This window comes from Hominimerdicola alba 8 (assembly GCF_000178155.2).
Taxonomy (GTDB): domain Bacteria; phylum Bacillota; class Clostridia; order Oscillospirales; family Ruminococcaceae; genus Hominimerdicola; species Hominimerdicola alba_C.
This window is the reverse complement of record NZ_ADKM02000091.1, coordinates 92,195-106,000: the sequence shown is the minus strand read 5'-3', so window position 1 is coordinate 106,000 and position 13,806 is coordinate 92,195. Positions and strand designations below refer to the sequence as shown.

General features: G+C 49.4%; 10 protein-coding genes. 1 reads left to right on the top strand and 9 read right to left on the bottom strand.

From position 1 onward, the window contains the following. Positions 1-284: 284 nt before the first annotated feature. The 8 genes from CUS_RS10750 to CUS_RS10715 all read right to left on the bottom strand — a co-directional run bounded on the left by CUS_RS10750 (position 285) and on the right by CUS_RS10715 (position 9,267). Positions 285-2,606: a clostripain-related cysteine peptidase gene (locus CUS_RS10750; RefSeq protein WP_002850530.1), complete on the bottom strand. Its 2,322-nt coding sequence runs from the start codon at positions 2,604-2,606 to the stop codon at positions 285-287. Between the two features lie 577 nt (positions 2,607-3,183). Then, a complete protein-coding gene (locus CUS_RS10745) occupies positions 3,184-3,636 on the bottom strand; it encodes an RrF2 family transcriptional regulator (protein ID WP_002850446.1) in 453 nt (150 codons plus the stop codon). Then, positions 3,637-4,068 carry a Fe-S cluster assembly sulfur transfer protein SufU gene (sufU, locus tag CUS_RS10740; RefSeq protein ID WP_002850607.1) on the bottom strand — a complete coding sequence of 144 codons (432 nt, stop codon included), beginning with the start codon at positions 4,066-4,068 and terminating at the stop codon, positions 3,637-3,639. Beyond that, on the bottom strand, positions 4,058-5,278 hold the full coding sequence (locus CUS_RS10735; protein ID WP_037277103.1) for an aminotransferase class V-fold PLP-dependent enzyme: 1,221 nt from the start codon (positions 5,276-5,278) through the stop codon (positions 4,058-4,060). Before CUS_RS10735 ends, sufU begins: the two co-directional genes overlap by 11 nt. Further along, entirely contained in the window at positions 5,271-6,161 is an 891-nt protein-coding gene (locus CUS_RS10730) for a SufB/SufD family protein (RefSeq protein WP_002850462.1), read from the bottom strand. Before CUS_RS10730 ends, CUS_RS10735 begins: the two co-directional genes overlap by 8 nt. 12 nt (positions 6,162-6,173) lie before the next feature. Next, entirely contained in the window at positions 6,174-7,586 is a 1,413-nt protein-coding gene (sufB, locus tag CUS_RS10725; RefSeq protein WP_002850452.1) for a Fe-S cluster assembly protein SufB, read from the bottom strand. 4 nt (positions 7,587-7,590) lie between these two features. Continuing rightward, positions 7,591-8,340 carry a Fe-S cluster assembly ATPase SufC gene (gene sufC, locus CUS_RS10720; RefSeq protein ID WP_002850704.1) on the bottom strand — a complete coding sequence of 250 codons (750 nt, stop codon included), beginning with the start codon at positions 8,338-8,340 and terminating at the stop codon, positions 7,591-7,593. A 207-nt stretch (positions 8,341-8,547) separates the two neighbouring features. After that, positions 8,548-9,267, bottom strand: coding sequence for a CpsB/CapC family capsule biosynthesis tyrosine phosphatase (locus CUS_RS10715; RefSeq protein WP_002850420.1), 720 nt, complete (start codon positions 9,265-9,267; stop codon positions 8,548-8,550). 417 nt (positions 9,268-9,684) lie between these two features. Between CUS_RS10715 and CUS_RS10710 the strand changes: the two genes are divergently transcribed. Continuing rightward, positions 9,685-13,386: a hybrid sensor histidine kinase/response regulator gene (locus tag CUS_RS10710; protein ID WP_002850592.1), complete on the top strand. Its 3,702-nt coding sequence runs from the start codon at positions 9,685-9,687 to the stop codon at positions 13,384-13,386. A 127-nt stretch (positions 13,387-13,513) separates the two neighbouring features. Here the strand turns inward: CUS_RS10710 and CUS_RS10705 are convergent, their stop codons facing one another. Next, complete coding sequence (locus tag CUS_RS10705; RefSeq protein ID WP_002850703.1) at positions 13,514-13,804, bottom strand: hypothetical protein; 291 nt, start codon at positions 13,802-13,804, stop codon at positions 13,514-13,516. Positions 13,805-13,806: the final 2 nt, after the last annotated feature.

Here is a 13,806-nt window from a genome sequence, read left to right as displayed (position 1 = left end):
TCTCACGGTAAACACTTTTCATAACTGTTGATTTTGACCCATAATCGATTAGCATTCGTTGAAATATGAACCATATTATCCAAAAGTCAAGTTATTATTGAAGTTGGACAGATATTCAAAATACGGTCATGGCGCGATGACATTTCAGGCAGTTCAGAAAAAAGTTCTGCCATAAAATAACTGCACAAAATGTACAAACGTTTTCGGTCGGCTTTGAAAGGGGCATGATAAAAAAATAACAAAAAAACGGCAGATGCACGCGGCATCTGCCATTATGGGATATGTTATCTTACGGAAATGAAAGGAGTCCAGTATTCCTTATTATAGATATCTGTTATCTTATACATTATCCTTGCTTCGCCGTCACCGAGATCGGTGTCGGATATCTTAAGGTCGCCGTTTACAGTGACCTGTTTGCCCATCATATAGCTGTCCTGATAATTTCCGTCATAGTCATAGAAATCACATAAGAAGTCGAGAGTATCGCCTTCATTGATCTCTATCTCGCCTTTTGCGATGGTATCAGTTTCGCCGTTAACGTAGGCTTCTGTAGCGCCGACCACTTCACCGTCTGGGTTTTCATCGGTGAAATTCAGTATGAGATCGACGCGGCTGCCGTTGAGCAGTGCGGGCACATAGCCGCTGATGGTATAATCATCGCTGTCGCCAACGGTATCGGTGTGATAGTAGCATACGGGAGTGCCGTTGATTGACACCCATGTCCTGTCGGTATCAGCCACCAGCTTGCCGTCTTCAAAGCTGAACATATTGTCAAGACCCATGTTCATATAGCCCTCGCCGTCATCATAGAATATGTTAAGGTCGATGGACTGCACCAGTGACCACTGATCCTCCGGGAGGTCGAGAGTATACTTGCCCTTATCCTCTTCCCAGACGAGATTGTTAGCGTCAAAGTAGTTCAGCGAAAGGTATTCTGCGGTATCATCATCTGAGATAGTGTTCTCTGACATGAAGTCGATATTTGCGCGGTCAAGACCGTTTATACCTCTGCCTGAGCCTAAGAATGCGCCCAGAAGTTCACCGATGACATCTGAACTGCCGCCCGAACCGCCGCTGCTTCCGCCAAAGAGCGCATCGAGCGGCGAACCTGAGCCGCCCGCGGCTATCTGACCGCTGGTTTCCAGCTTGGCGAACTGGCGGATACATCTGCTGTAGTCATCTGTCATACCGATGGCACTGTAGGTGCTGCACGCGGTATCGACATATGAAGTACGCTTATAGGGGAAGTAGATGGAAACGCCGTAAGCATTGGTCATGCTGGAAGATGTGCGGTTATATTTCACTGCGCCTTTCAGGGCTTCGCTGAGTGCTTTGCCTTCGGAAGTGCCGACTTTTTCGGCAAGGTCTACCAGATCGACCTGATCTATCTTGGAACTTTTTGCAAACTCGCGGGTATTATTTCTTGCGGTCGACACCGACTTATAGTCATCGGCAGTTATCTTATTGCTGACGGAATTTGCAAAGCCTGACAGCTTGGACGGAACGGTATTTGAAAACTCTGCGAGGTCGATGACAGAAAGGGTGGTGGCAGAGGACGGGCATTTCTTGCCGCAGGCTGTCACGAAGTCATCAACGATATTCTTGCCTATCTCAACAGTCGGCATTGAGGTATTCTCACCCAGTTTATTGAGCCAGTTGGTATAGTACCAGCCGATACCGGGTTCAGTTTCCTCAGACGCGATGAGGTAATCTGCATGCTCGTTGAGCATGAGAGCAGTTTCGGCAGTAGCCATCAGGCAGGCATCAAAGCCTACGAAATCGAACTTCACGCCGCCGTCTTTCAGGGCTTTGTTGATGCCCGCAAGACCCATCGAACCCTTGGAACTGTTCTTCTCGTCATAGCCGTAGCCGCTGACCGATCCACCGCCATGATCCCAGAGGATAAGTTCGTTGCGGTCTGCGGGGAAATTCTTATTGCAGTACTTGATGAAAGCCGAGAGTGTGTCAGGGTCGGTCATGGCTTTCGAGCCGTCATCACTGATAAGGGCTTTAAGTCCGCCGCTTTTCACCTGATACACCTGATTGACGCTGCTGCTGATGCCTTTGGTCTTCCAGCCCTTGCAGCCGCCTGTATAGACGATTATATTAACGTTATCACCGTACTTTGCGGCAGCCATCTCAGAGAGATCCGAAGAAGCCATGCCGTACTTGCTTTCGAGGTCGGTGCCGCACATATAGACCATCATGGTGACAGTATCCTTGCCGCCGCCCTTGATAGCGGTATACTTATCGCGCGAGCCGCTTGCGACTGTGGTATCGGCGGCTGTGCCGCCCGAAGCGGTATAACCTGTAGTATCTACAGCTTCATAGCCTGCGGGGGCTGTGCCGTAGTTGCTCGGTGAACCGACATTAGTCCCGCCGCCTGAGCCGCCCTTACCCAGCAGGTTGAAAAGCACCACCGCGATCACGATCAGCAGCGAACCGCCTCCGCCGATAGCTGCGCGGTTTACGCCGCCGCCACCGCCGCTGCTGCCCGCGCCCTGACCAACGGGTCCTGTGCCAAGACCGCTGCCGCGTCTATAAGCGCCTGTACCGCCCGCCTGATAGTTCTTTTTTCTGGAAAGGGGACGATTATTATTATCCATATGCTTACCTCCGATTTAGATTTATAGCGATACAACTATTTAAATTCACAGGATACGGTCGCAAATGCTTTGATCTATGGGTTTTGTGACTAGGTATTATCCGAATTTTTAGGCGGATCGCTATGGTTACAACATATATATTTTACACGAAAAGCCCATGATTGTCAAGGCTGTGCGGGAAGTTCTCACGTAAGATCATTCGAGAAATGCAGAAGCCGTCACAGTCATAACGATGTTACAGTAAACGACATATTTATTTCGACATTCAGCGCTCGCATACACTGTGCTTTTTGTGGCTGTAAGCGCTGAATGTTGTGAAGTTTTTGTCAAAATTGGTGTTAGTGTTTAGTTTATAGCAATCCAACTTTTTAAATTCACAAAATCCGGTCGCTAAAGCTGGAATTTATGGGTTTTGTGACCGGATTTTGTCTGAATTTTAAGGCGGATCGCTATAGTGCATTTCAGGGGCGCGAGCAAGCCTCTGATACCGTTATGACAGAAAAGACGGAGATATCTGCTTTGCTGTTTTTTCGGTAAAAAAACGGCGGTCTTCTCGCTGTAGAAAAGACCGCTTATTTCAGATGTAGTACATGAAACTACCATCATTTTCTTCACTTTCGCTCTTATGGAGTTCTATGAAATCGGCAAGTGTCATTTTAGCTGTGAACTCACGCATATAGCCGTTGAGTTTATCCCAGATACAGCTGTTGACTTTGTCGCGCAGTCCGCCGTCTGTATCGTCTTCCGAAACGTAGGTATCCGCGAGGATATTATTGTCCAATCCGTTAAGTATCTCGGAAAATGATATCTCAGAGGCGGGACGGGCGAGCGTATAGCCCCCGCGCGAGCCTTTCTGACCGCGTATAAAACCTGCCTGACGCAGTGCCACAAGTATCTGTTCGAGGTATTTCTGCGAGATGTTCTGTCTGCTTGAGATGTCTGAGGAGGATACAGTTTCGCCGTTTACCGAATAGATGGCGATATCTGCCAGCGCCACTATGCCGAACTCGACCTTTGTCGATATCTTCATTTACCCACCCCCTTCTCCGCTGAGGAGCGTTTCCAGTGTGCGCCAGCCCAGCATCGCGCACTTTACGCGCGCGGGCATTTTTGCAACGTTCTGCAAAGCACCTGCTTCTTCAAGCTCTTCAAGTTCCTCTTCGGTAATATCGCCGCCTATCATCTTAAAGAACAGTTCCTTATAGTGCTGTGCTTCATCGGGCGTTCTGCCGATGACGAGTTCGAGCATTATATCGGCGGATGCCTGCGATATGGCGCATCCGCTTCCTGTATATGAACCGTTGACGATGATGCCGTCTTTTATTTCAAGGTTGAGCACGATATCATCGCCGCAGGTGGAATTGACACCCTCATGACAACATGTGGCGGTGGGAAGTTCGTGCTTATGCAGGGGGTGCAGATTATGGTCGGTCAGCACCTCGCCGTAAAAATTATCTGTCATATCCCATTTTCCTCCTGAGTGTTTTCAGCACGCTGATAAAGCGGCGGATATCTTCTTCGTCATTATAGAAAGCAAGGCTCATCCTTGCTGTTGAAGGCACGCGCAAGAACTGATGGAGCGGCTGTGCGCAGTGATGACCTGCTCTTATGGCGATATTTTCGGCATCGAATATGGCTGCGATATCATGGGGGTGAACACCGTCAACTGTGAAAGTAAGTATGCCGTGATGGTCGCGGGGGTCATCTGCACCGATGATGTTTACGTGGGGTATCTTCTTCATCTCGTTAAATGCGAGGGATGTCAGTTCGTCTTCACGGCGTTCAAGTTCAGCGAAGCCCAGTTCGTTTATATAGTCTATCGCCGCATGCAGACCTGCCGCGCCGCCCGCATTGACGGTGCCTGCCTCGAATTTATGGGGCAGTTCGGCAAAAGTTGCGCCGCATCGGGTGACTGTATCTATCATCTCGCCGCCGTAGAGAAAGGGCGGCATTCTGTCAAGGATAGCTTCCCTGCCGTAGAGTACGCCGATGCCCATCGGTGCCAGCATCTTATGTCCTGAGAATGTCAGGAAATCAACGCCGAGCGACTGCACATCTGTGGCGATATGGGGTACGCTCTGGGCACCGTCACAGACTATAAGCGTGCCGTTTTTATGGCAGATGGCGGCAAACTCTTTTATTGGGTTGAGTCTGCCGAACACGTTTGATATCTGTGCGATGCAGAAGAGTTTTGTTTTGGGCGTGAGGGCGGCTTTAAGGGCATCTGCGGTGTAACTGCCGCTTTCATCACATTCGAGGAACTTAAGTTCTGCGCCCTTTTCTTTGCAGAGTATCTGCCAGGGAAGCAGATCGCTGTGGTGTTCGGATATGGCTACAAGCACCTCGTCACCCGCGCTGATATTCGCCCTGCCGTAGCTGTAGGCGACCAGATTAAGGCTCTCGCTGGCATTGCGGGTAAAAACTATCTCTTTGATGCTTCTTGCGTTTATGAACTTTCTGACTGCTTCACGGGCATTCTCGTAGGCATCGGTAGCTTTTACGCTGAGTTCATACAATCCGCGCAGAGGGTTGGCATTTTCCTCGCGATAGTATTTTTCGACCCTTTCGAGGACGGCGCGGGGTTTCTGCTGGGTGGCAGAATTATCGAGATAGGTGAGTTCCTTATAGGCATCAAACACGGGGAAATCAGCCTTTGTGAAAGTGTTAGCCATCTTCCTCACCCCCTGTGAGAATGGCATTCACGCGGTCTGCGGTATCCTTATCGGATATCTTTGACACCACCTGCGCGATGCGCGAGCGGGCGGTCAGTTCGTATATCTTATCGACAGGTATGCCGCGTGACTGCATGTAGAATATCTGTGCTTCGTCTATCCTGCCGATGGACGCGCCGTGTGAACCTTCGACATCTTCTTCGGCGCAGAGTATCAGCGGGACTGTCTTGTTGCGGACGGTTTCATCAAGGAGGAGGACTTCCTCATTTTCAGCGCCCTTTGCGCCCGATGAACCGTTGAGAAAATCTATAGTGCCGCGAAAAGTCTTTTCAGAACTGCCGCGCATCACGCCTTTTACGGATATCTCAGACTGACTTTTTTTGCCTGCGTGGGAAGCAACAAGGTTTATATCCAGCTTTTCATCGCCGTCCAGCAGATATCCGATATCCGCCTTGAAGCAGGAGTTTCTGCCAGCGAGGTCGGCGTATATCCCGCTGACGGTATCTTTGCCGCCGATATAGAGTTGTACCAGTTCAAAGGCGGCATTTTCAGCGATATCTGCATTGACCGAGCCGATGGCAGGACCGCTGTTCTCGTAGACCTGCACCAGCTTCACTTCAGCGCCTGCGGCGGCTTTTACATTGGTGGTGAGGTCCTTGCCCTCACTGCCGCTGATATATATTACTGCGGAAGTCTTTTCATTTTCTGCGGCAGTTACTTCAAATACCGACCTGCCGCCCGATAATTCGGCGCGGGAGCCGTCTGCCAGCAGCACTTCCCTTTCTTCACCGGTGCCGAAAGCTGCCGCATCGCGTTCAGCCGAGTTGACTTTCAGCCAGCCGAAAGTCGGCACAGGGAGTTTATTTAGTATTATTTTTTCCATGTCATTACCTCCCTAGCCGATGCTGCCTTTCATTTCAAGACCGATGAGATTGTTCATCTCCACTGCGTATTCAAGGGGCAGCTCTTTAGAAACGTTATCTGCAAAGCCGCGCACTATCATAGCTTTGGCTTCTTCCTCGCTGAGTCCGCGTGACATAAGGTAGAAAACAGTTTCATCGCTGATGCGCCCTATCTTGGCTTCGTGCCCCACATCTGCCTTATCTGTGCGGATATCCATTACGGGGATAGTATCCGAACGGGAGATGCGGTCGAGCATGAGCGACTCACAGCTTACTGCCGACTTACTGCCTGCGGCTTTTTCGTTTACGGTCACAGCACTCCTGAAAGTGCTTATGCCGCCGCTCTTGGAGATGGATTTGGTGTTCATATACGATGATGTATCGGGAGCATTGTGGACTATCTTTGCGCCTGTATCGAGGTTCTGTCCCTCGCCCGCGAAGGTTATGCCTGTGAACTCTGCACGCGCACCTCTGCCGTTAAGTATGCTCATTGGGTAGAGGTAGCTGACATGCGAACCAAAAGAACCTGACACCCACTCTATCTTGCCGCCCTCGTCAACAAGTGCGCGCTTGGTATTGAGGTTATACATGTTCTTCGACCAGTTTTCGATGGTGGAATAGCGCAGTGTGGCATTCTTGCCCACATACAGTTCGACACAGCCTGCGTGCAGACCTGCTTCGTAGTATTTCGGGGCAGAACAGCCCTCTATGAAGTGCAGGTAGCTGTCTTCTTCGAGGATTATTAAGGTATGCTCAAACTGACCTGCACCTTTGGCATTCAGCCTGAAATAGGATTGCAGGGGTATCTCAAGTCTTACGCCCTTTGGAACATAGACAAAACTGCCGCCCGACCAGACTGCGCCGTGAAGTGCGGCGAACTTATGGTCGGTGGGAGGTACCAGCTTCATGAAATGGGTGCGTATCATTTCGGCATAGCGTTCATCGTGCATTGCCGATTCAAGGTCGGTATAGACTACGCCCGATTCAGCCACTTCTTTTCTGACATTGTGGTAGACAAGTTCAGAGTCGTACTGTGCGCCGACACCTGCAAGGCTCTCGCGCTCTGCCTGAGGGATACCCAGCTTTTCAAATGTATTCTTGATATCATCGGGGACATCGTTCCAGTCGGTGTTCATGCGCGACTTTGTTCTTATATAGGTGACGATGTTGTCGATATCAAGCCCCTCGATGGAAGGTCCCCATTCAACCATCGGGGTCTTGTTGTATATTTCCATTGACTTAAGGCGGAATTCGCGCATCCAGTCGGCATCGCCTTTTTCGTCAGATATCTCTTTTATTATATCGGCTGTTATGCCGCTGCCGAGATAATCACGCTCGTCTTCTTCATAGCGGAAGTCATAGAGTGAGCGGTCTATATCAGCGACTTGTGTTTTTTCTTCTTTCATGCTTTTACTTACCGCCTTTGATGTATTTCTCGAAACCGTTTGTTATTACTTCATCGACCAGTTCTGCACCGCCCTCTGCCACTATCTGACCTGCGGCGAGGATATGGGTCTTATCGACTCTGAGGGCTTCAAGTATCTTGGTATTATGGGTGATGACGATGAGTGAACCGCCTGTGCGCTTCTTATATTCATCTATGCCTGCCGAAACGGTCTTTACGGCATCGACATCAAGACCCGAATCTGTTTCATCGAGGATAGCCAGCTTCGGTTCTAAGACCAGAAGCTGGAGTATCTCTGCCTTTTTCTTTTCACCGCCCGAAAAGCCCACATTCAGGTCGCGGTCGGCGTAGGAAGCATCCATACCGAGTATTTCCATGCAGGAGCGGAGTTTTTTCTTGAAATCCCAGAGTTTCAGGTGCTTGCCTGTGACCTGTTCGAGGGCGTTGCGCAGAAATTCCGAAAGGGTGACACCCGCTATCTCGACAGGGTTCTGGAATGACAGGAAGATGCCGCGCTTTGCACGCTTATCTGCTGAGTCATCGGTGATATCCTCACCGTCAAAAAACAGTCTGCCGCCGCTTACAGCATATTCGGGGCTGCCCATTATCACGCTGCCGAGTGTGGATTTGCCTGCGCCGTTGGGTCCCATGAGGACATGCGTTTCACCTGCGCCCACTGTCAGGCTTACGCTGTGGAGAAGTTCTTTTTCCTCAACGCCCGCAGTGAGGTCTTTTATTTCCAGAAGTTGTGACATTAAGATCATTCCTTTTCATTTTTCGTCTTTGATTTGATTTTTACTAATCCTATTAGCTAAATAGGATTTATATGTATTATAGCACTTATTTCCTAGTATGTCAATAGGCTTTTTGAATTTTTTTCAGCTATGCACATCATTCTGTTGAAAATAATGACAAAAAAATAACAGCAGTGCATAAAGCATTGCTGTTATTATAGAATATCTTTATAGTATGCTGTCAAGCGGTTCATCATCGAGTATCTTTCTGCCGTTTGATTCGGCGTACTCGGCAAAATCATCGAATTTCTTGTTTTTGGTGATGACATCAAATCCGTGGTCGATGGTGATATCGCCCCTGCCGATACGGTGGTAGTCAGACCCAAGCACCTGCACATAGCCTTTCTCGATAAGTTTCATACAGCGGCGGCGGGAGGTGAATGACATCAGCGACTTTGCATTTATCTGACCGATGAGTTCGAGGTGCATCAGCCGATCAAGGCGCTTCATCGAGGTGAAATTCAGATACCTTTCGATATGTGCCACAAGCACCTTAAGGTCACCGCGATTGGTTATAGCTTCAACACCATCGATTATCTTGTCATCAAGATCGGTATAGGGCATCTCCAGCAGCAGCCATTTTGTACCCTTTATGCAAAGGTCGGGCAGCTTGTCATAATTTACCAGCGAGTGGTCATAAAGCACCTCAGCACCGAAGCCTATCTGCGGGTGACCCTCTTTGAGATGGGGCTTAAGTTCTTCAAAAGCGTTGTCACGGCGCTCAATGAACCTGTCAGATGTCTGTTCGGTACAGTAGAAATGTGGTGTGGCGATTATCTTGTCGATACCGCTCTGTGACATTATATCCAGAATACCCACCGACTCTTTGACATTTCGCGAACCGTCATCTATCGCGGGCAAAAAGTGCGAATGAAAATCTATCAGCATTGTGATTACTCCTGACTATCGGCAGCTGCCGTAAAACTTCGTGGATTATTATATCACTTTTTTTTCCAAAAGTAAAGGGCTTTGCGGGAAAGTAAACGCTATTTTAATCCATAATTCACATTTTGCAGTCTGCTGTTGCGCAGACAATGGCGGGGGGACATAGTGCGATACGGTGTGCGACAGGTTATCGCTGCTTATAGCGATCCGCCTTAAAATTCAGACAAAATCCAGTTACAAAACCCATAGATCCCAGCTTTTGCGACCGGATCTTGTGAATTTAAAAAGTTGGATCGCTATAGTTGGAATGGCGGTTTTTGGAGCGAAAAATATGTTGCTTTTAACATAAACAGCTTTACATTTCGGCTCAGATGTGATATAATTAACAAGGTGTAAAAATTTATAGCGGGTGGTGAGGTTTTGAAGAAAAATACTAAAATGATAGTTACCGTTGCTCTGGCGGCTGTGCTGCTGGTCACGGCTATGATAATGGAAACCGCACTGGTCTTCAGGATAACCACCGAGCAGGCTAACGATGCGGGCAGGACAAAACTTAAAGAAGTCAGCGGACAGCTGGAAGATACCATAAACGATGCGCGTGCGAATGTCATGAGTCTGGCGCTGGGCGCACAACCGTTGTCAGATAACAAGGACGAACTTGAAAAGTTCATCACAATTCGCAAAAAAGAACTGGAAGAGGACAGCGATGGTGTATGCTACAACGCTTATGCAGCAGGCACAGGCTGGGCGATAATACCCGATTTCGATGCGCCCGATGACTACGTAGCATGCAAGCGCAGCTGGTACATGGGTGCGCGGCGCAGCATGGGAAGTCCTTATGTGACCGACCCGTATATTGATGCAGCTACGGGCAGGATATGCTACACTGTTTCGGTGATGCTTGGGGACGGCGACACTGTAGTGGCGCTGGACTACAACATGGAACGTATAAAAGAACACATACAGCAGATGTATGCAAATGGTGAGCGCGAAGCTGTCATAGTGACCGAACAGGGCATTATCGCGGGCTGCACCGACCCTGAGCTGGTGGGCAAGGATATCATCACAGGGCTGCCCGATTATGCGGAAGTTTTCTCGCTGGCAAAAGCAGGCAGCGACACTGTCAATGTAAGACGGCGGGGCGACAACATGTTCGCGGTAAGGTCGGCTTTCGGGTGGTTCCTGATAGTGAGCGAGAACGACCTGTCATTCTATAAGAATGCTTTTCTCCCGCTGACGGCGATGCTGGGCATCTCGCTGATAGTTTTTACAGTGCTGATATACATGTATCTCACGACAGCAAGGGCAGCAAAAAAAGCTGAGGACGCACTGGACGGCAAGGAAAAGTTCCTGAGCAGGATAACTGCGGGCTTGCAGGAACCGCTCCAGCGCATCATCGCGGGTTCCAGCCCTGACAACATCAGGAGTTCCACCGATTATGAAGCTGAATTTGAGAGCATACGCAGTGCGGGCAGCAAACTCAGTGAGATGATTGCGGAGATAACTTCCTACAACAGCATAGTCAGCACCGAAAAGAAGAAAAAGCGGCTCAGGCTAAGTTCTAAAGAACTGACGGTAGACAGGCACTTCAAGCGGCTGATAAGCATTGCGCTGACGCTGGTGTTCGTCATGAGCATGTACATAAACACCATCGCTACCTACCGCTGGGGCAGGGGGCAGATGAAAGAAGAACTGAAAAGCTGTACAGGTCAGATGAAGCAGTGGGTGAGCACGCAGAAGAGCATACTCGACATGTTTTGCAGTGTGATATCCACCGACCCGAACATGCTGAAAGATTATGACGGCATGGTTGATTATCTGGACGACATAACGGTGCAGTACCCCGATATCTCGGCAAGCTACATAACCAATCCCGAATGGGAGCATACCGTGATAATGAACAACGGCTGGGAACCGAGTGAAGACTGGCATGTTGAGGACAGGGACTGGTTCAAACAGCTGGAGGCTTCGGAGGAAGGATGGTGCATATCAGCGCCGTATTTCGATGAACAGACGGGACTTTACTGCGTGACGCTCGCAGAAAAGGTCATAGACGCAAAGACAGGCGCATATCTGGGAAGTTTCGGTATAGATTTCTACATGGATAAGCTGGTGAACATTCTCGGTGAAAAATACGCCGAAGACGGATACGCTTTTATGTGCGATGCCGAAGGCGCGATAATAAGTCACCCGAACACCGCTTACCGCATGACAGACGACAAGCCAACGAATGTTGCTGAACTGCCTTACATATCGGTAAAGCCCGATGCAGACGACATATCATTCATAATCGATTATGACGGCAAGGTGCGGGCTATCATGGCAGACAGCACAGATGACACGGGCTTTACTGTATACCTCTCAAAGAATGTGGGAAGCGTATACAGCGGTATCCTGATGTACGGCGTGGTATGTCTGGTGATACTGCTGGTCTGCATCATTGCGGTATACATGCTTACAAACAACCTGATAGCCATGCAGGACGAAGCTAAACGACAGCTGAAGCAGTCGGCTGACTCGGCTATTGCGGCAGACGAAGCGAAGAGCAGTTTTCTGGCGCAGATGTCCCATGAGATACGCACGCCCATAAATGCGGTGCTGGGTATGAATGAGATGATACTGCGCGAATGCACAGACGATGATATAAAGGAATACGCTGTCAACATACAGAGCGCGGGCAGGACACTGCTTTCGCTGATAAACAGCATACTCGACTTCTCGAAGATAGAAGACGGCAAGATGGAGATAATACCTGCGGCTTACGGCACAGCATCGATGATAAACGATCTGGTCACGGCGGTATCGGCAAGGGCTGCGGCGAAAGACCTGACGCTGAAAGTCAATGCTGACCCTGCACTGCCGGCAAAACTGATCGGTGATGACATGAGGATAAAGCAGGTGATATCAAATCTGCTGACAAATGCGGTCAAGTATACTGAAAAAGGTTCTGTGACGCTGACAGTAAAGGCGGAAGACCTCACCGAAAAGGATATGGTGCTTTATGTTGAGGTAGCTGACACAGGCATCGGCATAAAGGAAGAGGACATCGGGGCGCTGTTTGAAACTTTCAGGCGGCTGGACGAGAAGCGAAACAGAAGCATAGAGGGTACAGGGCTGGGAATGTCCATAGTGACAAAACTGCTGGAGATGATGGGCAGTGAGCTGCATGTGGAAAGCATCTACGGTGTGGGCAGCACATTCTGGTTCAGGCTGAAACAGAGTATTGCTGACAGTTCGCCTATGGGCAAATACAGCAGCAGAAGTGTGACACACCACAGTGAGAACGCGAAGCACATCTTTGCGCCTGAAGCTAAGGTGCTTGTGGTGGACGACAACGAAATGAACATCAAAGTGGCTGTGAGCCTGATGAAGATGTACGGCATAGTTCCCGAAACGGCAAATTCGGGATATATGGCACTTTCGATGATAAGGGAGAAGCGGTATGATGTGATACTGCTCGACCACATGATGCCGGGTATGGACGGCATCGAAACACTGAACATGATAGACGAACAGGGCATGAGAGATGCTGAAACTACGATAATCGCACTGACAGCGAACGCTGTGGTGGGCGCTAAGGAAAGCTATCTTAGGGCGGGGTTTGACGATTATCTGACAAAACCCATCGAAAGTCAGCTTCTTGAAAAAGCGCTGAAAAAATATCTGCCTGCGGAGAAGGTGACTATGGTGACTGAGGAAGAGAAAAAGGCGGCTGAGGAAGAACAGCCTGACAGCTTCACGGTGGGTGAACTGCAAAAGATGTGCGAAATGGTCAGCGGGCTGAACCCTGTACTGGGCATGGAATACTGTATGGGTTCGCGGGAATTCTATCTTGACACGCTGGCGGGCTATGTGGACGCTGACAAGTCGGAAAAGCTGGCTGAGGCTTTCGGCAAAAGTGACTTTGACGGCTACAGGGTGCTGATACACAGCGTCAAGAGCGCGGCGCTGACGGTGGGTCTGCAACTGCTGAGCGAACATGCAAAACTGCTGGAATTTGCCTCCCGCGACGGCGACGAGGGGTATGTAAGAGCGAAGCACGAAGAAGTCTTCGAGGAATACAAAGCGAGCATCGCCGGCGTAAAAGCCGTCATCGAGTATTTCAGTGAAGCGGAAAAATAGGATATACGGACACCTCTGCGGCTGAAAGCGGAGGTGTCTTTTCTTGCGCGGAAAAATCTGCAAATATAATAAAAGACACCCCTGCACGACAGCAGAAGTGTCATCAAGACCTGTTTGGCACAGTATACTAGCTGTTATACTTCATATACTGTAGCAATATATGCAGCATGCCTGCCAGCGCATAGACAGCTACAGGCACAGCTATCACCCTGAACAGCCAGCCCACATAAGGTATAGCGCCCAGCACAACGAAAAGCAGCGCACAGATTATCAATGCACCCAGATAGATGCCTATGAAGAACAGCACGCTCCTGATATCGCGGGTATCGCATTTGCGGTCCTGCGGGAAAAGATCGCCGAACTCCATATATGCCAGTTTGTCACGCCATTTCTGTATAAAAGCCTTTATCGGTTCCATGA

Coding starts and splice junctions, on each gene's coding strand:
- CUS_RS10750 (WP_002850530.1), bottom strand. CDS start 2,606: ATGGATAATAATAATCGTCCCCTTTCCAGAAAAAAGAACTATCAGGCG.
- CUS_RS10730 (WP_002850462.1), bottom strand. CDS start 6,161: ATGGAAAAAATAATACTAAATAAACTCCCTGTGCCGACTTTCGGCTGG.
- CUS_RS10705 (WP_002850703.1), bottom strand. CDS start 13,804: ATGGAACCGATAAAGGCTTTTATACAGAAATGGCGTGACAAACTGGCA.
- sufB (WP_002850452.1), bottom strand. CDS start 7,586: ATGAAAGAAGAAAAAACACAAGTCGCTGATATAGACCGCTCACTCTAT.
- sufU (WP_002850607.1), bottom strand. CDS start 4,068: ATGACAGATAATTTTTACGGCGAGGTGCTGACCGACCATAATCTGCAC.
- CUS_RS10745 (WP_002850446.1), bottom strand. CDS start 3,636: ATGAAGATATCGACAAAGGTCGAGTTCGGCATAGTGGCGCTGGCAGAT.
- CUS_RS10715 (WP_002850420.1), bottom strand. CDS start 9,267: ATGCTGATAGATTTTCATTCGCACTTTTTGCCCGCGATAGATGACGGT.
- CUS_RS10735 (WP_037277103.1), bottom strand. CDS start 5,278: ATGGCTAACACTTTCACAAAGGCTGATTTCCCCGTGTTTGATGCCTAT.
- sufC (WP_002850704.1), bottom strand. CDS start 8,340: ATGTCACAACTTCTGGAAATAAAAGACCTCACTGCGGGCGTTGAGGAA.